15 protein-coding genes are annotated in these 24,337 nt (G+C 27.8%); 12 read left to right on the top strand and 3 right to left on the bottom strand.

Going from position 1 to position 24,337, the window contains the following annotated elements; all coding sequences use genetic code 11:
• Window positions 1–4: 4 nt before the first annotated feature.
• Window positions 5–3,139 carry an alpha-mannosidase gene (locus AC4FQV_RS00730; protein WP_491163803.1) on the top strand — a complete coding sequence of 1,045 codons (3,135 nt, stop codon included), beginning with the start codon at window positions 5–7 and terminating at the stop codon, window positions 3,137–3,139.
• A gap of 52 nt (window positions 3,140–3,191) precedes the next feature.
• Here AC4FQV_RS00730 and AC4FQV_RS00735 read toward each other — a convergent pair whose 3' ends face one another.
• Entirely contained in the window at window positions 3,192–3,686 is a 495-nt protein-coding gene (locus tag AC4FQV_RS00735) for a DUF308 domain-containing protein (protein WP_491139374.1), read from the bottom strand.
• A gap of 375 nt (window positions 3,687–4,061) precedes the next feature.
• Here AC4FQV_RS00735 and AC4FQV_RS00740 point away from each other — a divergent pair, with 375 nt between their 5' ends.
• The 5 genes from AC4FQV_RS00740 to fabV all read left to right on the top strand — a co-directional run bounded on the left by AC4FQV_RS00740 (window position 4,062) and on the right by fabV (window position 12,086).
• Window positions 4,062–5,510 (top strand): ABC transporter substrate-binding protein, encoded by a 1,449-nt coding sequence (locus tag AC4FQV_RS00740; RefSeq protein ID WP_491139373.1) that lies wholly within the window; start codon window positions 4,062–4,064, stop codon window positions 5,508–5,510.
• Window positions 5,511–5,752: 242 nt separating this feature from the next.
• On the top strand, window positions 5,753–6,637 hold the full coding sequence (locus AC4FQV_RS00745; protein ID WP_491139372.1) for an ROK family protein: 885 nt from the start codon (window positions 5,753–5,755) through the stop codon (window positions 6,635–6,637).
• Between the two features lie 47 nt (window positions 6,638–6,684).
• Window positions 6,685–8,925 carry a glycoside hydrolase family 31 protein gene (locus tag AC4FQV_RS00750; RefSeq protein ID WP_491163805.1) on the top strand — a complete coding sequence of 747 codons (2,241 nt, stop codon included), beginning with the start codon at window positions 6,685–6,687 and terminating at the stop codon, window positions 8,923–8,925.
• Between the two features lie 306 nt (window positions 8,926–9,231).
• A complete protein-coding gene (locus AC4FQV_RS00755; protein ID WP_491139370.1) occupies window positions 9,232–10,710 on the top strand; it encodes an APC family permease in 1,479 nt (492 codons plus the stop codon).
• A gap of 206 nt (window positions 10,711–10,916) precedes the next feature.
• The gene (gene fabV / locus AC4FQV_RS00760) at window positions 10,917–12,086 is read left to right on the top strand and encodes an enoyl-ACP reductase FabV (RefSeq protein ID WP_491163809.1); all 1,170 of its coding nucleotides are present in this window, start codon (window positions 10,917–10,919) and stop codon (window positions 12,084–12,086) included.
• A gap of 50 nt (window positions 12,087–12,136) precedes the next feature.
• Here fabV and ytaF read toward each other — a convergent pair whose 3' ends face one another.
• Both ytaF and uvsE read right to left on the bottom strand, forming a co-directional pair.
• A complete protein-coding gene (gene ytaF, locus AC4FQV_RS00765) occupies window positions 12,137–12,739 on the bottom strand; it encodes a sporulation membrane protein YtaF (RefSeq protein WP_491139368.1) in 603 nt (200 codons plus the stop codon).
• 85 nt (window positions 12,740–12,824) lie between these two features.
• Entirely contained in the window at window positions 12,825–14,060 is a 1,236-nt protein-coding gene (gene uvsE / locus AC4FQV_RS00770; RefSeq protein WP_491163812.1) for a UV DNA damage repair endonuclease UvsE, read from the bottom strand.
• Between the two features lie 672 nt (window positions 14,061–14,732).
• Between uvsE and AC4FQV_RS00775 the strand changes: the two genes are divergently transcribed.
• The 6 genes from AC4FQV_RS00775 to AC4FQV_RS00800 all read left to right on the top strand — a co-directional run bounded on the left by AC4FQV_RS00775 (window position 14,733) and on the right by AC4FQV_RS00800 (window position 24,328).
• Window positions 14,733–16,133 (top strand): glycosyltransferase family 2 protein, encoded by a 1,401-nt coding sequence (locus AC4FQV_RS00775; protein ID WP_491139366.1) that lies wholly within the window; start codon window positions 14,733–14,735, stop codon window positions 16,131–16,133.
• Window positions 16,134–16,370: 237 nt separating this feature from the next.
• Entirely contained in the window at window positions 16,371–17,441 is a 1,071-nt protein-coding gene (gene mnmH, locus AC4FQV_RS00780; protein ID WP_491163815.1) for a tRNA 2-selenouridine(34) synthase MnmH, read from the top strand.
• Window positions 17,431–19,377: a DNA gyrase/topoisomerase IV subunit B gene (locus AC4FQV_RS00785; protein ID WP_491139364.1), complete on the top strand. Its 1,947-nt coding sequence runs from the start codon at window positions 17,431–17,433 to the stop codon at window positions 19,375–19,377. Before mnmH ends, AC4FQV_RS00785 begins: the two co-directional genes overlap by 11 nt.
• A 13-nt stretch (window positions 19,378–19,390) precedes the next feature.
• The gene (locus AC4FQV_RS00790; protein ID WP_491163818.1) at window positions 19,391–22,333 is read left to right on the top strand and encodes a DNA topoisomerase IV subunit A; all 2,943 of its coding nucleotides are present in this window, start codon (window positions 19,391–19,393) and stop codon (window positions 22,331–22,333) included.
• Between the two features lie 11 nt (window positions 22,334–22,344).
• The gene (locus tag AC4FQV_RS00795; RefSeq protein ID WP_491139362.1) at window positions 22,345–22,920 is read left to right on the top strand and encodes a DJ-1 family glyoxalase III; all 576 of its coding nucleotides are present in this window, start codon (window positions 22,345–22,347) and stop codon (window positions 22,918–22,920) included.
• Window positions 22,921–23,116: 196 nt separating this feature from the next.
• Window positions 23,117–24,328, top strand: a complete 1,212-nt coding sequence (locus AC4FQV_RS00800; protein ID WP_491163821.1) for a M16 family metallopeptidase — start codon at window positions 23,117–23,119, stop codon at window positions 24,326–24,328.
• Window positions 24,329–24,337 lie beyond the last annotated feature (9 nt).

Below are 24,337 nucleotides of genomic sequence, written 5' to 3' on the forward strand. Positions count from 1 at the left end.
TAGTATGAGATTTATATCAGAAAGAATAAGAAAGACTTATGAAGAAATAGGAAGATATGTTTATTCTAATACTTTAAACATAGATAATTATAAATTTATAGCAGGAAAATATGATAATATAGATGAAATAAAAAAGGCACCAAAAGAGGGGTGGATAGATTTTAAAACAGGAGATTTATGGGGAGAGGAAAGTCATGGATGGTTTAAAACTTCTATTAAGGTACCAAAAGAGTTTGAAGGACAAACAATTGCTTTAAGTTTTCATACTTTTTTAGGAGATTGGGATAATACAACAAATCCTCAATTTATTCTTTATGTAAATGGAGAACATATACAAGGTCTAGATGTAAATCATCAAGAAACAATATTAACTCATAATGCAGTTGCAGGTGAAGTTTATGATATAGATTTACATGCACATATAGGAAGAATAGAAGGGAAAAAATCAACTTTATATGGAAAGTTAGTAACCATAGATGAGGAAGCAAGAAGACTATATTTTAATTTAAGTGTTCCTCATATAGTTTCAACTAAATTACATGAAGAAGACAAAAGAAGAATTGATATGTTAAATGTGTTAAATGACACAATAAATTTAATAGACTTAAGAAGACCTTTTACTAAGGAGTATAAGGAAAGTTTAAAGGTTGCTAATAAATATATAGAAGAAAATTTTTATGATAAGATGTGTGGTCATGAAGATATGGTTGCTACTTGTGTTGGTCATACACATATAGATGTAGCTTGGCTTTGGACTGTAGCTCAAACAAGGGAGAAGGTTGCAAGAAGTTTTTCAACTGTATTAAAGCTTATGGAGGAGTATCCAGAATATATATTTATGTCTTCTCAACCTCAACTTTATAAATTTTTAAAAGAAGATCATCCAAAGGTTTATGAAAAGGTAAAAGAAAAGGTTAAAGATGGAGTTTGGGAGCCTGAAGGAGCTATGTGGCTTGAAGCTGATTGCAATGTAACATCTGGTGAATCTTTAATAAGACAAATACTTCATGGAAAGAAATTTTTTAAAGAAGAATTTAATGTTGATAATGAAATACTTTGGCTTCCAGATGTTTTTGGATATTCCGCTGCACTTCCTCAAATATTAAAAAAATCTGATGTTAATTATTTTATGACAACTAAAATTTCATGGAATCAATTTAATAAAATGCCTTATGATACATTTATGTGGAAAGGGATAGATGGAACAGAAATATTAACTCACTTTATAACTACAACTTATCCAGACCAAGATCCATTTAAGGAAACTATGACAACATACTCTGGAAATATTCATCCAGGTTCTATAATGGGAGCATGGAATAGATACCAACAAAAAGATATAAATAATGATGTTTTAGTTGCTTTTGGTTTTGGAGATGGTGGTGGTGGTGCTACTTATGAAATGCTTGAAAATGCAAAAAGACTTTCAAAAGGTATACCAGGAGCACCTAAGGTTAAAATAGGAAAGGCAAAGGATTATTTTAAGAAGTTAGAAGATAGAGTAAAAGATAATAATAAACTTCCAAAATGGGTTGGAGAATTATATCTTGAATATCATAGAGGAACTTATACTTCCATGGGAAGAAATAAAAGAGATAATAGAATATGCGAAAATCTATATACATCAGCAGAGAAGTTTAATTCAATGGCTATGTTATTAGGAAAAAAATATCCTTTAGAAAATTTAAATAAGGCTTGGGAAACAATACTTTTAAATCAATTCCATGATATTTTACCAGGTTCATCTATAAAAGAGGTTTATGATGTAACTAAGGAAGAATACAAAGAGTTAATTGAAAGGGGAAATGAATTTTTAAATTCAGCTTTAGATAATATAACATCAGAAATTGATTTAAAAGAAAGAAGCATAGTTGTATTTAACTCTTTAGGTTTTGAGAGAGATGATATAGCTACCTTTGATTTGCCATATGACATAGAAAATCCTGCTTTATTAGATGGAGAAGAAGAAATTATTTGTCAAAAGATAGATGATGGAAAAAAAGCAATATTCTTTGCTAAGGGGATACCTGCAAATGGATATAAAAGTTTTAAGTTAATAGAAGCTAAAAAGATTTCAGATTATGATGTTTCATTAAGTGAAAGAGAGGCTGAAAATGACTTCTTAAGGATTAAATTTAATAAAGAAGGAAATATAGTTTCATTATTTGATAAGAGAGCAGAAAGAGAAGTATTAAAAGAGGGAGCTTTAGGAAATAGACTTCAAGCTTTTGAAGATAAGCCTATGGAATATAGTAACTGGGATATAGATATATATTATAAAGAAAAAATGTGGAATGTTGACGATGTTAGAAGTATTGAAGTTATTGAAAAGGGGCCATTAAGAAGTACTTTAAGAATCGAAAGAAAGTTTTTAGAATCTACTATAATTCAAAAGATTTATATTTATAAGGATTTAGATAGAATAGATTTTAATTCTTATATTGATTGGAAAGAGCATGAAATTTTATTAAAGACCTCTTTCCCTATAGATTTAAATACTACAGAAGCTACTTATGAAATTCAATATGGTAATGTAAAAAGACCAACACATAGCAATACCTCTTGGGACGAGGCTAGATTTGAAGTGTGTGGACAAAAGTGGGCTGACCTTTCAGAAGGAGACTTTGGAGTTTCTTTATTAAATAATTGTAAGTATGGACATGATATACAAGATGGAGATATGAGACTTACTTTATTAAAATCAGGAACACATCCATGGACAGAAACAGACCAAGAGGAACATTTCTTTACTTATTCAATTTATCCTCATTTAGGAACATGGAAAGAGGGAAATACAGTTAAAAAGGCCTATGAATTAAATCAACCTTTATATACAAAGCTTTGTGAAAAAAATAAGGGACTTTTAGACGATACTTTAAGTTTAGTAAAGGTAAATAAAGAAAATGTAATGATTGAGGTTATTAAAAAGGCTGAAGATACAGAACACTTAATAATTAGAATGTATGAATTTTTTAATAGTAGAACCAAGGCAACATTAGAGTTTTCAAGAGAGATAAAAGAAGCTTTTGAGTGTAATTTAATAGAAAGAGACTTAGAAAGGGTTGATTTTTCAAATAATAAATTAGATTTTATTATTAAACCTTTTGAGATAAAAACTTTTAAAGTTAAATTAGTATAAAAAGAAAGGATTCACCAAGAGATTTTGGTGAATCCTTTTTATGTACTAAATTCTATAGTTTAAATCCTAAATAAACTTCAAAGATTGCAATTACTATGAAGTAAACACCTATTATAAATGGTGTAGCAACTAAGAATGACATTGGCTCGAATAATATTAATAAACCTAATATTATTGATAATACAGAATATAATGTTGTAGCATTAAATCCAAATGTTTTATAAGTGAATTCACCTACAAGTAAGAATACTCCGTTTACTAAAGCCCATGAACCGTAGAAAACAACTAATATATCAACACTTTGTAAAGGTACAAAGCATAATATTAATCCAAATAAAATTGAAATTATTCCATTTAATATATATAGTCCCTTTCTTGATGATCTGAATGCTCTAATAATTGAAAGAATACCTGAACCAATTATTAATATTCCAGCTACTATTGTAAAATATAGTAATGATTCCATTGGTTTAATAAAGAATAAAACACCTACGATTGCTAATAGGACTCCGCCTAATATGCAAAATAATTTACTACCTTTTCCCATTTAAATCACTCCTTATGCAAAAAAATTTAGAAATATTACTATAAATAGATAATAACATCTCATAAAAAATTATTCATGTTTTAAATTTAACATATATTTTTTTATTGCTATATAAATTTAATACTTTTAAATTGAATTGATAAAAAAAGTAATAATATATCGAATGAAAAGGTATTTATTAGAAGAATTATGAAAAATTTTATCAAAAAATGAGAAAATAACAAAAAGGATTCTTAGGTTAAAAATTTATAAATAGAGAAAGTCAAATAAATATAAAAAATCTCCACTATGAAAATGTTTAAATGCTCTATATAATAGAGGTGTAAACGATATTAAGGGATTGAAAAACGAAGGTTTAATAGGGAGGAAAACATTATGTTAAAATTTAAAAAACTAATAGCTTTAACCGCTTGTGCTATGGTAACTGCATCTGTTGCTTTAACAGGATGTGGATCAAATAAAACAGCAAATGCTGGAGAAGGAGATACTGTAAATCTTACATGGTACACGATTGGACAAGCACCTAAAGATTTAGAGATGGTTCAAGAAAAAGCTAATGAATATTTAAAAGACAAAATCAATGCTACTATTGATATGAAATTTATTGATTATGGTGATTATACTCAAAAAATGGGAGTTATAATAAATTCAGGAGAGCCATATGACTTAGCATTTACTTGTTCATGGGCAAACCCATACTTAGAAAATGCTAGAAAAGGAGCTTTCCTAGAAATAGATGAGCTTTTAGAGACTAAGGGTAAGGATATGAAAGCTGCAATAGATGAAAGATTCTGGGAAGGAGCTAAAATAGATGGAAAAACATATGCAGTTCCTAACCAAAAAGAAATAGGAGTTGCTCCTATGTGGGTGTTCACAAAGGAATATGTTGATAAATATAACATACCTTATAAAGACATTCATTCTTTAGAAGACTTAGAACCTTGGTTAAAAGTAATTAAAGAAAATGAACCAGATGTTGTTCCTTTATATATAACAAAGGGATTCTCAGCACCAGCTTACTTTGATCAATTAGTTGACCCAGTAGGTGTTGAGTATGGTGATGAAAGCTTAACTATTAAAAATATGTTTGAAACAGACAAAATGAAGAGCGAATTAGAAACATTACAAAAATATTATGATGCAGGATATATAAATAAAGACTCAGCTACAGCTAAAGATGATAAATCAGTTAAGAGACTTGTAACAAAAGCTGATGGACAACCTTACGCTGATGTATTATGGTCAAAAGATTTAGGTTATGAAGTTGTTTCTTCACCAATTATGGAAACTCACATAACTAATGGATCTACTACAGGTTCAATGATAGCTATTTCTAAGACTTCAGAAAATCCAGAAAAAGCTATGGAGTTTTTAAATCTATTAAATACTGATGTATATTTAAGAAACTTAATAAACTACGGTATAGAAGGAGTACACTATGAAAAAACTGGTGATACTCAAATAAAATTAACTGATAGAGCAAAAGACTATTCAGTAGGATACTATACTTTAGGTAACTTATTCATAACTTATACTTTAGATAACGAGCCAGTTGATAAGTGGAAAGAGTTTGAAGCTTTCAATGATGATTCTATTGAATCACCAGCTTTAGGATTTAAATTTAATACTGAAAAAGTAAGTAACCAAATTGCTGCTATAAACAACGTTCTTGAAGAATTTAAATCAACTATCTATAGTGGATCAGTTAATGAAGCTGAATACCTAGAAAAAATGAATAACAAGTTAAAAGAAGTTGGAATAGACGAAGTAATTTCAGAAATGCAAAGTCAAATAGATGAGTGGAAATCTTCTAACGGAAACTAATAAAATTTAATTAAATTTAAGGGCATGTATTAAAATAATTTTTATAAAACTTACAAACATATTTTAAGAATTGCTAGATTAGCTAAAATTTATGATTAATAGTAATACCTAAATAAATCATAAAATTACACTCTAGATATTCTATATATTGTTTGTAAGTTTTATTATTATATTTTGATATAGCCCTTAATTTTTAAAGCTTTTATATATTTATAAAAATAATAAAATTGGGGGAATTTTTTATGAAAAAATATGCAGTTGTAGATATTGGAGGAACAAGTATAAAGCATGCTTTAATGAATGAAAAAGGAGAAATTTTAGAAAAGGGAAGTATAAAAACAGAGGGAGATAATATAGATAAGTTTATTGAATCTATAGGAAATATTGTTGACTTATACAAGGAAAATAATGAAATTTCAGGATTAGCATGTAGTTCACCAGGAGCTGTAGATGTTAAAAGTGGTTTTATAGGAGGAGGAAGTGCAATTCCTTGTATTCATGGACCAAATATTAGAGAATTATTAGAAAAAAGATGTAACTTAAAAGTAACTATTGAAAATGATGCAAACTGTGCAGGTTTAGCAGAAGGATGGCTTGGGGCAGCTAAAGATGTTAAAAATTATGCTTGTATTGTAATAGGAACAGGTATAGGAGGATGCATAGTTATAAATGGAAGTATATTAAGAGGAAAAAATCTTCATGGAGGAGAATTTGGCTATATGTTTACTAAAGATAGTTTAAATAAAACAGATAGAATTTGGAGTGAAGTTGCCTCTACAAATGCATTAGTTAAAAGAGTAAGCAAAATAAAAGGAATAGAAAAAAAAGAGCTTGATGGTAAAAAAGTTTTTGAAATGGCCGAAAAGGGAGATAAAGAAGTTATTAATGAGATAGACTTATGGTATATGGACCTTGCAAGAGGTATATATAATATTCAGTATATAATTGACCCAGATAAAATAGTTATAGGAGGAGCAATAAGTTCTAGAGAAGGCTTTGAGAAGAAAATAAATGAAAAACTTTCTTTATTAAAAAGTGATATAGCAACTTTAGATATAAGTGTTGAAAAGTGTAAATTTGAAAATGATTCAAATTTAATAGGAGCTTTATATAATTATCTTTTTTAATATGAACTTATTATTTAAAGAAAAATATAAACAAAAGGGGATATATTATGACACAGTTAAACTATAGAGAAAATTTAAATATGAAATTTAAATCTTACAAGGGTGGATTAAGAGTTTTTAAAAACTATGAAATTGATGATAACAATATAAATGTTTATTTTTCAAATTTAAAAATAACTTTAAGTATATTTAAAAACAATATAGTTAAGGTTTTTATAGGAGATAAATATGAAGAAAGTATTTCTACTAATGCTGTATTAAATAATTTAGAAAAGGGAAGTTTTGAATTAGAAGATAAGGACAATTTTTTAATTATAAAGGGAGATAAAATTTTAACTTTTGTAAATAAACATACTACAGAAATAAGTTTTAGAGATTTACAGGGCAATATAATAAATGAAGATTTTCAACCTAGTTTTAAGGATGAAGAAGGAAATATATATATATCTAAAATAAATGATTGTATGGCTTATTATGGTTTAGGGGAAAAGGGAGGAGACTTAAATAAAAAGGGATGCTATACAGAAAATTTTAATACTGATGACCCTGAAACAGAGGATAACTCTGTAACCTTTTATAAGACAATACCATTTTATGTAGCTTTAAAAGAAAATGCAACTTATGGAATGTTTTTTGATAATAGTTTTAGAAGTTATTTTGACATGGGAAAAGAGAGAGAGGATAGAATTTTCTTTGGAGCTATAGGAGGACAAATCCAATATTATTTTATTTTAGGTGAAAATATTAAAGAGGTGGTAAAAAACTACACTTATTTAACAGGTAGAATGGAAATGCCTCCTCTTTGGAGTTTAGGATATCAACAATGCAGATTTAGTTATTTTAGCCAAGAAGAAGTTAGAGAGTTAGTAAGAAATTTTGAAGAAAAGGAAATACCTTTAGATGTAGTCTATTTAGATATAGATTATATGGATGGTTTTAGAGTTATGACTTTTAAAGAACCTAATTTTGACAATGCACCTTCTCTTATTAGTGATTTAAAGAATAAAGGAATAAGAACAATTACTATTATTGACCCAGGAGTTAAGGTTGATGAGGAATATGAGGTATTTAAAAGAGGAAAAGAAGGAAATCACTTTACTAAAAAATTAGATGGAGAATTATTTATAGGAGCAGTTTGGCCAGGAGATAGTGCTTTCCCTGATTTTTCAAATAAAGAGTGTAGAGAATGGTGGAAAAGAGAACTTAAAAAGTTTATAAGTGAAAATAAAATTGATGGTATTTGGAATGATATGAATGAACCCTGTGTTTTTAATAATGACCATAAAACAATGTTAGAAAGTTGTCTTCATAATAGTGATAATGGAATTATAGAACATAAAGAATTTCATAATAGGTATGGCTTTGAAATGAGTAGATGTTCTAAGGAAGCTCAAGAGGAATTGCATCCTAATGAAAGAGGATTTTCAATGACTAGGGCTACTTATGCTGGTGGACAAAGATATTCATCAGTATGGACGGGAGATAATATGAGTCTTTGGAGTCAAATGAGAATGTCTATATCAATGAATGCTAACTTAGGTCTTAGTGGATTTTCCTTTGTTGGGAATGATGTTTCTGGTTTTGGCTTAGATTCAGGAGAAGAATTGTTTATAAGATGGATGGAACTAGGGCCTTTTATTCCTATATTTAGAAATCATTCGAATATGTATACTAGAAGGCAAGAGCCTTGGGCCTTTGGAAAGAGAGCTGAAAAAATAGCTAAAAAATCTATAGAGTTAAGATATGAATTACTTCCATATATATATAGTTTATATTATATATCACACAAGGAAGGGCTTCCTATTTTTAGGCCTATGATAATGGAATATGAAGAGGATATTAATCTTTTAAATATGAGAGAGCAGTTTATGTTAGGGGAAAATATGCTTGTTGCACCAGTATTATATGAAGGGGAAAGAAGTAAGACTTTGTATTTGCCAAAGGGAGTATGGTTTAACTACTTTACTAATGAAAAATTACAAGGTGGGAAATGGTATAAGCTTCCTTGTGAGCTAGATGAAATTTTAGTTTTTGTTAAAGAAGGTACAATAATACCAACATATGAGAAAAAATTTAAAAATGTTAAGGAAAGACCATTAGATATTCTTCTAAAAGTATTTGGTGAAAATGCTAAGGGGTTTGTTTATAATGATGATGGTATTTCTATGGAATATTTAAAGGGAAAATTTGATTACATCTGTATAGAAGTTATAGAAGGAAAAGAGAAATTTAATATTATTAATAAGGGATATGGAATAGAGGATTTTAACATTAAAATAATAAAATAAATTTACTTTGAAAGGTTTAAGTTTAAGACAAGACTTAAACCTTTATTTTTTTATAAAATTTTAATAATATACAAAAAATAAAGTAATTTAAAGTTATTTAAAGAAAAATTAGGATGCTTTTGGAAAATAGCTATTATGAATGAAATTCACTTATATTGCTTTAATTTTAATAGGGTGTTAAAATTAGTGTGTAATATTTAACGTTAAAATAATTTATAATTAATTTTCTATTAAATCTTTAAAAAATAAGCTTTTTTTTAAATAATATAGAAAATTTTATTCCCATTGATGATTAGGAGGAAAAACATGGGTAATAGCAATAATGAAAAAAAACTTATGTGGTACAACCTAGGTTTAATGGCCTTTGTATCTGTTTGGGGCTTTGGTAATGTAGTAAATAACTTTGCTACACAAGGGTTAACAGTAGTAACTTCTTGGATATTAATAATAGCCCTATATTTTGTACCTTATGCTCTTATGGTTGGGGAATTAGGCTCAACATTTAGAGATAGTAGTGGAGGAGTAAGTTCTTGGATTGGAAAAACTATGGGACCTACTTTAGCTTACTTAGCTGGTTGGACTTATTGGGTAGTTCATGTACCTTACTTAGCTCAAAAACCACAAGCTGTTCTTGTTTCTTTAGGGTGGGCTGTATTCCAAGATGGAAATACAATAAAAGAAATAGACCCTAAAATTATTCAAGTAATTTGTTTGTTAGTATTTTTATTTTTTGTTTGGATTGCTTCAAGAGGAGTAAATTCTTTAGGAAAAATAGGAACTATAGCAGGAACTGCAATGTTTGTTATGTCAATACTTTATATAATACTTATGCTTGCAGCACCAGCTATTAGAGGGGTTTCAATAGCTAGTCCAAACATGACATCTATAAAAACCTATATACCAAAATTTGATTTTACCTACTTTACTACCATAGCTATGTTAGTATTTTCAGTAGGAGGAGCAGAAAAGATATCTCCATATGTTAATAATATGAAAGACTCTAAAAGAGGTTTTTCAAAGGGAATGATAGCTTTAGCTATAATGGTTGCAGTTACAGCACTTTTAGGTTCTGTAGCAATGGGTATGATGTTTGATGCAAATAATGTTCCTGATGATTTAATGTTAAACGGTGCTTATTATGCATTCCAAAAGCTTGGAAATTATTATGGATTAGGAAATTCTTTATTAATTTTATATGCATTAGCTAATTTTGCAGCTCAAGTTTCAGCTTTAGTATTTTCTATAGATGCACCATTAAAAGTTTTATTATCAGATAGTGATTCAAGATATGTTCCAGTTGCTTTAACTAAAACTAATAAAAATGGAGCACCTATAAATGGATATATAATGACTTCTATATTAGTTGGAATTTTAATAATAGTTCCTGCTTTAGGAATTGGAAACTTTAATGAATTATTTACTTGGTTATTAAAATTAAATGCTGTAGTTATGCCAATGAGATATTTATGGGTATTTTTAGCTTATATAATGTTAAGAAGAGCAGTAAAAGGAAAGTTTAATTCAGAGTATAAATTTGTTAAAAATGATAAGTTAGCAATAATAATAGGAATGTGGTGTTTTGCCTTTACAGCCTTTGCTTGTATTTTAGGTATGTTCCCAACAGATGTTAAAGCATTTTCTGGAGAATGGATATTTAGGGTAGGAATGAATATAGGTACTCCTATAGTCCTAATTGGTTTAGGATTAATATTACCTAAAATAGCTAAAAGAACAAATGGAAAAAACAATGAAAATTCCTTAGGGGATGCAAATCCTACAAATTAAAAAAGAAAAGACATTCTTCTATTTAAATAGAAGAGTGTCTTTTTTTGATATATAATTTTATTATAATGACAAATTATATTAAATATGGTAATATGATAAGTGCAATATACTTTGATAATCAAAGGAAATTCATAATAAGTACATAAAATAGTAATTTTTAATATTAAAATTTAAAAGGTAATTATTAGGAAGGGAGCGATATTAAAATGATAGTAGAACCAAAGTTTAGAGGTTTTATATGTACAACTGCACATCCTACAGGATGTAAAAAAAATGTTGAGAATGAAATTGAGTATGTAAAGGAAAAAGGTAAGATAAAAGGTGCTAAAAAAGTTCTTGTATTAGGATGTTCAACAGGATATGGTCTTGCAAGTACTATAGTTTCTTTAGAAGCTTGTGATGCAGACGTTTTAGGAGTTTCTTTTGAAAGAGAAGCTAAGGGAAAAAGAACAGCTTCAGCTGGATGGTATAATGTAGAAGCCTTAAAAGGCTTTGCAAAAGATGAAGGAAAGAAATTTATTTCAGTAAATGGAGATGCTTTTTCTAAGGAAATTAAAGAAGAAGTTATTGACATAATAAAAAAAGAAATTGGAAAAGTTGATTTAGTTATATATTCCCTAGCAGCGCCAAAGAGAAAAGACCCTGTTTCAGGCGAGGTTTATACTTCTTCATTAAAAACTATAGGAGAACCTTTTACAAGTAAAACTTTAGATTTCCATACAGGAGAAATCCATGAAATAACAATAAATGAAGCTACTGAAGAAGAAATAGAAGGTACAATAAAAGTAATGGGTGGAGAAGACTGGCTTTTATGGATTAAGGCTTTAAAAGAAGCTAATGTTTTAGAAGAAGGTATAAAAACTATAGCTTATTCTTATATTGGACCAGAAGTAACATATCCTATATATAGAGAGGGAACTATAGGAGTTGCTAAAACAGATTTAGAGAAGAAAGCTAAGGAGATTAGTGAAATTTTAAGCCCATTAAAAGGGGAAGGTATAATTTCTGTAAATAAAGCTTTAGTAACACAAGCTAGTTCCGCTATACCAGTAGTATCTTTATATATTTCAATTCTTTACAAAGTAATGAAAGAAAAAGGAACTCATGAGGGCTGTATTGAACAAATATACAGAATGTTTAAAGAGGTTTATGGAGAAGATTTAGTTTTAGATTCTGAAAATAGAATCAGAATAGATAATTTAGAAATGGATGAAGAAGTTCAAAAAGCTATTGAAGAAATTTGGCCACAAATAAATAGTGAAAATGTTTTTGAATTAAGTGATGCAGAAGGATTTAAAAATGAGTTCTTTAAACTTTTTGGCTTTGGAGTAGATGGAGTAGATTACTCAGAAGAAGTTGACATAACAAGAATTTAAAAATAAAAATGCTAGGATTTAACCTAGCATTTTTATTTTTACTTTAAATATTAAAATATAATAAATAGAGATAGTATTATTATTATTAATCCAGCAACTAAATCGCTATTTTTTGAAAGATTTTTTCCTTTTATTTTTTTTGAAAAGAAAAAACCTAAAGAAACAAATATTAAGGAAATAACAAAAGTTATTAAAGTTGTTAATGTTATATCAATTCCAGAAATACTAGCACCTATGCCTAAACCAAAATTATTTAGGGAAAGTGCTAAAGATAAACTTAAAGATTCTTTAAAATCAATATTACCAGAGTTATCTTTATCTGCTATTTCTGGATTATCTAAAAGGAAAATTGGAGAATTACTTTTTTCAGAGTTATTACATATATCTTTTTTTTCTTTAAAATAAGAATATATTGAATAAACGCCTAAAAGCATAAGTACTAAGCCACCTAATATATCTCCTAACTTAATAGGAATTACATCTATTAAAAACTTTCCAATAACCATAGAAATTAATGTACCAAAAGCAGATATTGATGCTATTACAAGGGTGCTAGAAAAATTTATTTTTATGTTCTTTAGCCCATAAGCTAGAGAAACTACAAGAATATCTAAACTTGATGCAATTACAAAAAGAATTATGCTTAAAAACACTTTTATGCCTCCAAAATTTTACTGTTACTTTCAATATATTTTAACAATATTTAGATTGTGACAATTTTAGAGAGTATAAATAAATCTAGAGTTGAGATAAATAGTAAGATAATTTTTTTTCGGGAAATTCTAATTTTTTTATTAGTTTTTTTATGTAATTTCTTGATTTTTCAAAATCTTTCTTTAAAATTAGTTTATTTAAATAATTAAGTTCCCTAGAATTTATATATTCCTTTATATATTCTTTAGCTATAGGAATGGAGTTTTTAAGTAGAGCTTCTCTTTCAGAGAGAATTAAGTCATCTATAAAGTTATAAAATTCTATAATACTTTTAGAAAATTTATTATAATTTTCTAAAAAGTTTTTATCATATTCTCTCCATAAAATTTCGTAATTATTCTTTTCATTTTTTATATCTTCATAGCTTAAAAGATTTTTTCTTTCTTTAATTGAATTTATGCACTTAATAGCAGAAATATCTTTATCCTTAACTTCTAGCATTATATCAGGAGAGAAGCTTTTAACTTCTTCATAATAATTTAAAAATGTGCTTATTCTTATAGTTTTAGAATGAGAACCTATTTTTTTAAATATGTCTTGTTGGCTATAATGTACTTTCATTGGACCATCTATATTAATATTCCATGTTTTAGAAACTAATTCATATATATCTTTAAGGCTTTTAAAGTTATTTCCATAACAAAGATTATGTAAATTATCAAATATTACAGGAACATTTATTTTAGAGGAAATTTCTAAAACATCTTCTAAAGAAAAATTTCTTTCATCATTTTCTATAACTAGTCTTTTTTTTGAGGAATCTGAAAGCATTTTAAAGGTTTTTATAAAATTTTCCTTTGCTAAGGACTTATTATTATAGGTTCCTCCTATGTGAATAATTAATTTGTTTTTATAGTCTAGGTTTAGAGAATCTAAAAATTCACAGTGATATTCAAAATCTCTAATAGACTTTTTTACTACATCTTCTTTAGGACTATTTAAAACTGTGTATTGTCCTGGATGCATTGAAACTCTTATTCCTTCTTTCTTTATTAAATTTCCTATATGCTCTAATTTATCTTTAAAAATTTTTCTCCAATCAATCTCGTTTATAAAATGGGAACCTAAGGGAATAATATCAGAACTTATCCTAAAAAGATAAATATTATTTTTTACATTCCATTTTAATATTTTTTCTAAATCATCTAAATTTTTTTCCGTTAAGGATAAAAATTTATCTTTAGAAAAATCCTTTAAAAGTAGCTTTCTATTTGTTTTTGCATTAGTAGTAATAGGAATACAAGCATAACCTATTTTCATATAAATCAATCCTTTCTTAAAACAAAACAGTTTATTTTAAATTAAAAGAAAAAAGTTAATGAAATGTAAAAATAAGTGAATAAATCTCTTAATTTATAAATTAATAATTTTGTAATAATTCCTTTGTAAGTTGTGTGGCAAAATTATATTAGAGAATGAGATATATTTAGATTTAAGAAGTTTTAATATTTGTAGTTTGGTTTTTTTAGATTAAATATATAAATAAATTTAAATCTAAAAGACAGTAATATTTATGGGAACATAAGGGTACATAAAATGCCTTTTTAAAAAAGGTTTAGAGCACATTATATGGTTAATAGAAAAGATTAGTTATATTTAAAAGGAGAAGTTTAAAATTTCTTAGGAAAATTTAAGAAGAACCTTTGATAATAAGGTTGTTTAAATATTAGTAAAACACATAGGTTTAAGGTCTTTTAAGTAAAAGATTAAAAATTAAGTTTTGATGCAATTGATTCATGAAATAAGGGGTAAGTTGTTTTATGAATCAATTGACATGAAAATTTAAATTTTATTCTCAAATCTTATAGATTTTATTCCATTTTTAATGTTTTTTGATAAATTATTAAAAAATAAAAATAAAATATATTTTACAAAATATATGAACAACTGTTATAATGTCATAGGTTAATTTAAGTTATAGGAGTGGAATTTATGGAAAAGTATATATTTTGGGTAACAGCTGTTTTTCAAATAGGCGTATTTGCTCTAATGCTATACTATTTAATCATAGCGCTATTTGGATTCTACAGAAAAAAAGACAAAAAAGTTTTTGAACCGCAAAAGAAATTTGCAATGCTTGTAGCAGCCCATAATGAAGAAGTAGTTATAGAAAATTTAGTTGAAAGTTTAAAACATTTAGATTATCCAAAAGAATTATATGATATATTTGTTATTGCAGATAACTGTACTGATAATACTGCTAAAATCGCAAGGGAAGCAGGAGCAAATGTATTTGAGAGATTTAACAAAGATAAAAGAGGTAAGGGCTTTGCCTTAGAGTGGATGTTTGATAAAATATTTAAAATGAACACTCATTACGATGGCATAGCAGTTTTTGATGCTGATAATTTAGTCGATAAAAACTTCTTAAAAGAAATGAACAATAAGATGTGTGAAGGATTTAAAGTTGTTCAAGGATATATTGATTCTAAAAATCCTCAAGATTCATGGATAACAGAATCTTACGCTATAGCTTTTACATCAGCTAATAGAATGCTTCAATTAGCAAAGAGTAATATAGGACTATCTGCACAAATCGGTGGAACAGGATTTGTAATAGATACAGCTACTCTTAAAAAGTTAGGTTGGGGTGCAACTTGTTTAACAGAAGACTTAGAATTTAGTTGTAAACTTATATTAAATGGTGAAAAAGTTGGTTGGGCACACGATGCTAAAATATATGATGAGAAACCATTAACTTTAAAAGCTTCTTGGAATCAAAGAAAGAGATGGATGCAAGGTTTTGCAGACGTTGCTACTAGATACGGAATGAAACTTTTAAAGAAATCTATAAAAGACAGAAGCTTAGTTGCTTTTGACTGTACTTTATATGTAATGCAACCTTTTGTTACTTTAGCTATGGGATTAGCAGCTGTTTTAACTTTCATACAGGTAAGAGCTGTAGATGGACTTGGAATATTTGTAATAAGTTATTTATTTAATGCAACGGCATGGCAGTTATTCTGTGTATTCCAATTCTTATTAACACCATTTGCTTTATTATTTGATAAGAAGATGAGTGGAAAGTTATTTGCTGTATTAGCATTATATGCATGTAACGTATTTATACAACCATACCTAGTAAATCAATTAGGTATATTAGATAATATCTTTTTACTAACATTATTTAATGTGGCTTATATAGGAATTTTCTTAATAGGAACTTTATTATTCTTAGGAAAGAGAAATTTCCAAATGTTCTACAGATACTTAATTTATCCATTATACATATTAACTTGGATACCAATAACAATACAAGGTATAATAGATAAAGACAAAAAAGAATGGTCACATACTAAACATGTTAGACAAATCGGAATATACGAAGTTTAATTATTATAAGACATCCAAAATGGATGTCTTATATTTTTTTATGATTATTACATAAGAATTTTGACAATATTATTAGAAGAATTTTATTTAAAAATATATATTTTTGTCTTTTAAAATCTTTTGATATAATTAATAATCGTGAAGCACTATAGAGTTAAGATTTAATGGGAACAAATGTTTGACAATGTATTTTTAAAGAATTATACTATTTTAGTAAATTGAAAGGATGATATATAAATGTTTGGATTAATAAGTTATGAGGAGATATATGGACATGAGGATGAGTATATCTTTATAGATGTTAGAAGTGAAAAGGAAGCCTTTGAAGAACCTATGATAGGTTCTGTAAATATTCCAGTTCTTTTAAATGAGGAAAGAGATGTAGTTGGAACTTTATATGTTAGAGAAAGTGCAGAAGCTGCAAAGGAACAAGGTGTTGAATTTATATCTAAAAGATTGCCAGAGATATTTAAAAAAGTGCAAGAACTTTATAAAAATAAACATGGTAAAAAACTTGTTATCTTTTGTGCAAGAGGTGGAATGAGAAGTGGAAGTCTCCATTCATTACTAAATAGTCTAGGAATAAATTGTTACAAATTAGAAGGCGGATATAAATCTTATAGAAGCTTTATAATAGATAAAATAGAAGAGTTCTCTAAAGCTATTGATTTTATAGTTTTATACGGAAATACTGGTGTTGGAAAAACAGAAATGCTATATAAATTAGAAGAAAAGGGATATGATGTTTTAGATTTAGAAGGATGTGCAAATCATAGAGGATCAATTCTTGGAGGGGTTGGACTTGGAGATTGCAACACTCAAAAAAGATTTGATGCCTTAGTTTATGATAAGCTAAGACATAGAAAATCTAATCTTATATTTATTGAAGGAGAAAGTAAGAGAATTGGTAGAATTTTAATACCTGATTATTTATTTGAAAAGATGTATGAAGGAGAAAAAATTAAAATAAATGCTGATTTAGATATTAGAGCAGAAAGATTAGTTAAGGAATACACAGCTTTTGAGAATGTAAATGAACAGTTAGATGAAGCTTTAGGAGTTCTTAAAAAACATATAAGTCAAGAAAGAGTTGAAAAGTATAAAGAGTTAGTAGATAAGGGAGAATATAAAACAGTAGCTATAGAGCTAATGGAAAAATATTATGACCCTAGATATGGTACAAGTGCAAAGAAAAAAACATTTAGAAATGAATTAGAAATAAATAATATAGATGAGGAATTATATAAGTTAGAGGATATATATTCAGAAATTTCAAAAGAACTAGGAGAGGATTTGCATGAGCAATAAAAATAATAATTATGATGTAACTTCTTTAACCTCTTTAGAAAAATTAGAGCCAGTAAGAGTAAGACCAGGTATGTACATAGGCTCTACAGGAAGTAAGGGACTTCATCATTGTATATGGGAAATATTAGATAACTCTATAGATGAAATATCTAATGGTTACGGAAATAAGGCAAAGGTTATATTAAATAAGGATAAAAGTGTTACAGTAATAGATAATGGAAGAGGTATTCCAACGGGAATGCATCCAATAAAGAAAAAGACTGGTGTTGAAATGGTCTTTACTGAACTGCATACTGGTGGAAAGTTTAACAATCAAAACTATAAAACTTCAGGTGGGCTTCATGGAGTTGGAGCTGCAGTTGTTAATGCTTTATCAAGATGGTTAGAAGTTGAGGTAAAGCAAAATGGGAAAATCTATAGACAAAGATTTGAATATACCTATGATAAAGAGCTTAAAAAAGATATGCCAGGAACTCCAGTAACTAATTTAGAAGTTATTGGTGAGTCTAAGGAAACTGGAACAAAGGTTACATTTTTGCCAGATAGAGAAGTATTTTCTACATCAGATTTTAAATTTGATGTTATAGATGAAAGATTACAAGAGTTAGCTTTTCAAAATAAAGGCATAAGATTAGAACTTATTGATAATAGAAAAGAAGAAACAGTAAGTAAGGAATATTATTCTGAAAGAGGTCTTTTAGATTTTATTGATTATTTAAATGAAAGTAAGACACCACTTCATCAAACACCTGTTTTATTTGAAGGAGAAAGAGAAGTAAATAATATACAGATGTATGGAGAGATTTGTCTTCAATTTACGGATTCCACAACTGAAAATATAGTAAGTTACGTAAATAATATTCCTACAACAGAGGCTGGAACTCATGAAACAGGATTTAAAACAGGAATGACTCGTGCTTTCAAAGAATGGGCTAAAAAGCTTAATCTTATAAAAGAAAAGGATAAGGAATTTGAAGGTGATGATTTAAGAGAAGGAATGACAGCTATTGTTAGGATAAAAATTACAAATCCAGTTTTTGAGGGACAAACAAAAACTAAACTTGGAAACAATGAAGCATATACAATGATGAATGATTTAGCTTACACTAAGTTTGGACATTGGATAGAGGATAATAAAGAGGTTGCAACTATGATTATAAACAATGCAATAGATGCAGCAGCAAGAAGAGAAAAGATTAAAAAGATTAATGATGCAGAAAGAAAGAAAATAGGAAAAGGAACAGCACCATTAGCAGGAAAGGTTGCTGTTTGTACCTTGAAAAATAAAGAAGCTAATGAGTTTATTGTTGTTGAGGGTGATTCAGCAGGTGGTTCAGCTAAACAAGCTAGGGATAGAAGATTTCAAACTATAATGCCTTCAAAGGGTAAAATAATGAATACAGAAAAACAAAAGTTGGAAAATGTTATAGCTTCTGAAGAATTAAAAATATTTAATACTGCTATAGGCACAGGAATTTTAGATAACTATAATGAAGAAGATTTAAAATACGATAAAATAATAATAATGAGTGATGCAGATGTGGATGGTTATCATATAAGAACTCTTTGGATGACATATATTTATAGATATATGAGACCACTTATAGCTAATGGTCATCTTTATTTAGCACAACCTCCTCTTTATAAAGTTGCTAAATCAGGAAAAGGAAAAGATAAAATTGTTTATGCTTATAGTGATGATGAATTAGAAGAAGTTAAGAAAAAGGTTGGAAAAGGGGCAACTATTCAAAGATTTAAAGGACTTGGAGAAATGAATCCAGACCAATTATGGGAAACAACTTTAAATCCAGAAACTAGAACTTTAGTACAAGTTACCATAGAAGATGCTGCAAAGGCTGAAAAAATGGTTTCTTTATTAATGGGAGATGTTGTTCAACCTAGAAAGAAATATATGTATAAGTACGCAGAGTTCTAAAGGAGGAGATTAAATGGCTAAAAAAAATATTGAAATACCAAAAGATAATAATATTATAAGAATGCCTCTTGAAGAGGTTATGCCTGATAACTATCTACCTTATGCAGTTGAAGTGGCTAAGGATAGAGCCCTTCCAGATGTAAGAGATGGATTAAAGCCAGTACATAGAAGAATTTTATATGGTGCATATATGTTAAAGGCTTTTCCTGATAAACCCTATTATAAATCAGCTAGAATAGTTGGGGATATTTTAGGTAAGTATCATCCTCATGGAGATAGTTCAGTTTATGATGCTATGGTGATTTTAGCACAGAATTTTAGTACAAGAGCTCCACTTATTGATGGACATGGAAACTGGGGAAGTATAGATGGAGATGGTGCAGCAGCTATGAGATATACAGAGGCTAGGCTTTCAAGTATATCTATGGAGATGCTTAGAGATATAGAGAAAAATGTAGTTGATATGGTTCCAAACTATTCAGATTCTGAAATGGAACCTAAGGTTTTACCAGCTAGATATCCAAATCTTTTAGTAAATGGAACTTTTGGTATAGCAGTTGGGCTTTCAACTAATATACCTCCACATAATTTAAAAGAAGTAATAGAGGGGACATTAGCTTATATAGATAATAATGAAATTACAACTAAGGAATTAATGAGATATATAAAGGGTCCAGACCTTCCAACTGGTGGCGTTTTAATAGGTGAAAAAACTTTGCTATCAGCTTATGAAACAGGAGAAGGAAAGGTTACTTTAAGAGCTAAAGCTAACATTGAAACCTTAGAAAATGGAAGACTTGGAATAGTTATAACTGAGTTCCCTTATAGAAGGAATAAAGCTAAAATACTTCAAACAATATCAGATATGACTGGTGATAAAAGACATGCTAAAGCATTAGATGGAATAGTTGATATTAGAGATGAATCAGATAGAACAGGAATAAGAGCTGTAATAGAGTTTAAAAAGGCTATAAATTTTGACATGGCTCACAAAGTTCTTAAATATCTTTATAAGAAAACTGACCTTCAAGGAAATATAAGCTTTAACATGGTGGCCTTAGCAGAGGGAAAGCCAGAAACTATGGGATTAAAAACTATAATATCTCACTATGTAAATCATCAGAAGGATGTTGTCACAAGAAGGACAAAGAGAGAGTTAGAAGTAGCTGAAAAAAGATTTCATATAGTTGAAGGATTTATAAAAGCTATAGGTATAATGGATGAGGTTATAGCTGCAATTAGGGCTTCAAATTCTAAAAAAGATGCTCATGAAAATTTAGTTTCAGAATTTTACTTTACAGATATTCAAGCAGAGGCAATCTTAGAATTAATGCTTTATAGATTAACGGGATTAGAGATAAAGGTTTTTGAAAAAGAACATAAGGAATTATCAAGAAAGATAAAAAAACTTAAAAAAATATTAGAAAAGGAATCTGTTCTTTTAGAAGTTATAAAAGAGGAGTTAAAAGAGGTTTCTAAGGTTTATGGAGATGAGAGAAGAACTGCCTTAATAGAAGATGAAAGTGAAGCTAAAATAGATTTAGAAGAGCTAATTGTTGCAGAAGATGTAATGATTACCTTATCAAAGGAAGGTTTCATAAAGAAACTTCCTCTTAAAACTTATAATCGTTCAAATGTTGACGAAAATGAAATAGAGTATAGAGAGGGAGATTACTTAAAATTCCTTCTTAAATCTAATACTAAGGATACTTTAGCTATATTTACTGATAAAGGAACTGTTTATCAAATAAAATGTAATTCTATAGTAGATAAAAAATGGAAAGATAAAGGGGAAAGACTTGAGGATTTAATAAGAGGATTAAATTTAGAGGATGAAAAAATAATTGCTATTGAATCAATTGATAATTTCTTGCCAAATAAATGCTTTAAGTTTATAACTTCTAATGGCTTAATAAAAAAGACTACTTTAGATAAATTTGTTACAGCATATTCAAAGCTTATGGCTATAAAACTTAAAAATGATGATTCATTAAGAAGTGTATCTTTAATAGATTCTCAAGAGGAAGAAAGATTTGTAGAAATAGAAACAACTAATGGTTTAAGTTTTGTTGTTTCTGAACCAAAATTAGATTTTTCAGAAAGAAATTTATTAGGGGCACAATTAGTTCCTTTAAAAAATGGAAATAAAATTAAAAGCATAAGATTTGTAGATAATTATGAATATAAAGAGTTTATTATAGGAATAAATAAAAAAGGAAATATTAAAACCTTTAATAATTTTAATAATAGTTCTTATGAAAAAGTAAAAGTAAATTCTTTTAAAAATGTAATAGCTTTTTCTAATAAGGGAAAGGTATTTAAGTTTCCAGCATATTTACTTCAAAATACAGAAGAGAGCAATATTTCAGACTTAGTAGATGGCTTTGAAAAGGATGAAAATATAGTAAGAGTTTTCCCTATAAATGAATTTGGAAGAATAGGGGAAGATTTATTTGTATATTTCTTCACAATGGAAGGATTAGTTAAAAAGACAAGTCTAAGAGAATTTTTAGGAGATTTTAATAATCAAATAGCTTATAAATTTAAAAATCCAAAGGATGAAGTTATAAATATAGATATAAATCTTGATAATGCCACAATAATTTTAGTAACTAAAAATGCTATGGGAATTAAATTCTTAGCTAATTCCTTAAATCCTATGGGAAAAGTAGCTTCAGGAGTAACAGGAATAAGTTTAAAAGATAATAATAAAGTTATATTTGGTAGAGCTATTCCATCCTTAGAGGTAGGTATTGATGATAAAGTTTTAGAGGCGTATAATGACTATAAAAAAGAATTAACTAGTAATTATGAAAAACTTATTTTAGAGTCTAAGCAAAAAGAAAAAGCTGAGGTAAGCATTGAAAATATTAAGCTACAGAATAGAGCAGGTAGAGGAAGTAGTTTAATGATTCTAGGCTTAGAGGATTATATAAGGGAAGTAATTATTAAGTAGGAGGTATGGTCATGAAAAAAGTTTTAGTATTTTTAGCAGAAGGTTTTGAAACTATAGAGGCTTTATCAGTTGTAGATGTTTGTAATAGAGCTAAGGTTTTATGTCATGCATGTAGCATAACAGAAAATAAAAATGTTAATAGTGCCCATGGAACAACAGTTCTTTGTGATAAGACAATATTAGATTCTGATTTAGAAAGTTATGATGCAATTGTACTTCCAGGTGGAATGCCAGGGGCAACAAATCTTAGAGATAATGAAAAAGTTCAAGCTTTAATAAAAAAATACAATGAAGATAATAAAATAGTTGCAGCAATATGTGCAGCTCCAATAGCTTTAGCTAAGGCTAATATTATTGAAGGTAAGAATGTTACAAGTTATCCTGGCTTTAAAGAAGAACTTGGAAATGTTAATTATATAGAAAATAAAACAGTAGTTGTAGATGGAAATATAATAACAAGTAGAGGTCCTGCAACGGCTTTAGTATTTGGATTAGAAATATTAAAAAGCTTAGGATATGAAAAAGAAGCAAAGGATATAAGAAAGGGAATGCTTATTGACTTTTTCTTAGAAACAGAAGAAAAATAAAGTTTTATATTAAAAAGAGTTATATCAAATAGCTTAAAAAATTTATTTAATGATTTACTATAAATTAAGGTTTAAAGAGTAAATTTAAAATTAATAAATTTTATTTAGGCTTTGATATGGCTCTTTTATTTTTTTATAAGTTTATTACCTGTGTTAAAATATAATATGATTTAATAGTATATCTTTGGAGGGAAATATGAAAAAGATAGTTTTAGATAATGGAGTTAGATTATTATATAAATTTAAAGATATAGAACATACATCCTTTTGCATAAGTTTAGAAAGTGGTGCTAATGCAGAAAAAAAAGATGAAATAGGAATGGCTCATGCTTTAGAACATATGCTTTTTAAAGGGAATGAAAAAATAAGAGAAGATGAAATAAATGAAGAATTAGATGAATTATTTGGTTTTAATAATGCTATGACTAATTTTCCTTATGTTATTTATTATGGAACTACTGCTAAGGAAGATTTTTTTGAAGGCTTTTCTTTATATTCAGAGATTGTTTTAAATTCTAATTTTAGTAAAGAGGGATTTTTAGAAGAAATAAATGTGATAAAACAAGAGAGTGATGAATGGAAAGAGGATTTAGAACAACAAGTAGAGGACATAGCCTTAAATAATGGATTTTTTAATGAGAGATTAGGAAAATTAATAATAGGAGAAAAGGAGAATATAGAGAAAATAAGCTTTGAAGGATTAAAGAATTTTTACAATAGAAATTATTTAAGTGAAAATATTGTTGTTTCAGTTGTTTCCTCCTTTTCCTTAGAGGAAGTAAAGGGAATTGTAGAAAAAAGCTTTATGAAAGTAAAAAGAGGAAAAGTATTTAAGGAGCCTTTAAAAAGAAGCGTTAATTATGGAGTATTTTCTAAGAAAGTTCAAGGAAATAATGGAGTTAAAATATGTTGCTTATTTGATATAAGTGATTTAACTATGGAGGAGGTATCCACACTTAAAATTTTTAATCTTTGGTTTGGTGAAGGAGTAAGTTCAGTACTTTATGACGAAATTAGAACAAAGAATGGATTAGCTTATGAGGTTTATAGTGAAGTTAAATATGAAAAAGGAATAAGATTATTTAAGGTTTATTTAGGAACTTCTAAAGAAAAGGAAGAAGAGGCTTTAGCACTTATTGAAAAGTGCATATTAAAGGCTATAAATATAGAAGAATATTTAAGGGATGAAGGCTTAAAGAAATTAATAAAAAGATTTAAACTTAAAAATTCCTTAGACCTAGAAAAAAGTATAGTACTTGCTAATAGAATGGCTATATATGAAACCATGTTTAATAAGGGAGAATATATTTTTAATGAGTTAAACTTAGTAGAAGATTTAACATTAAAAGATATGAAGAAAATACTTAAGAAAGTTTTAGAAAAATCCGTTGTGCAAATAATTAATTAAGAGGTGAGT

The sequence above is a fragment of the Clostridium sp. TJA038 genome (assembly GCF_058310255.1).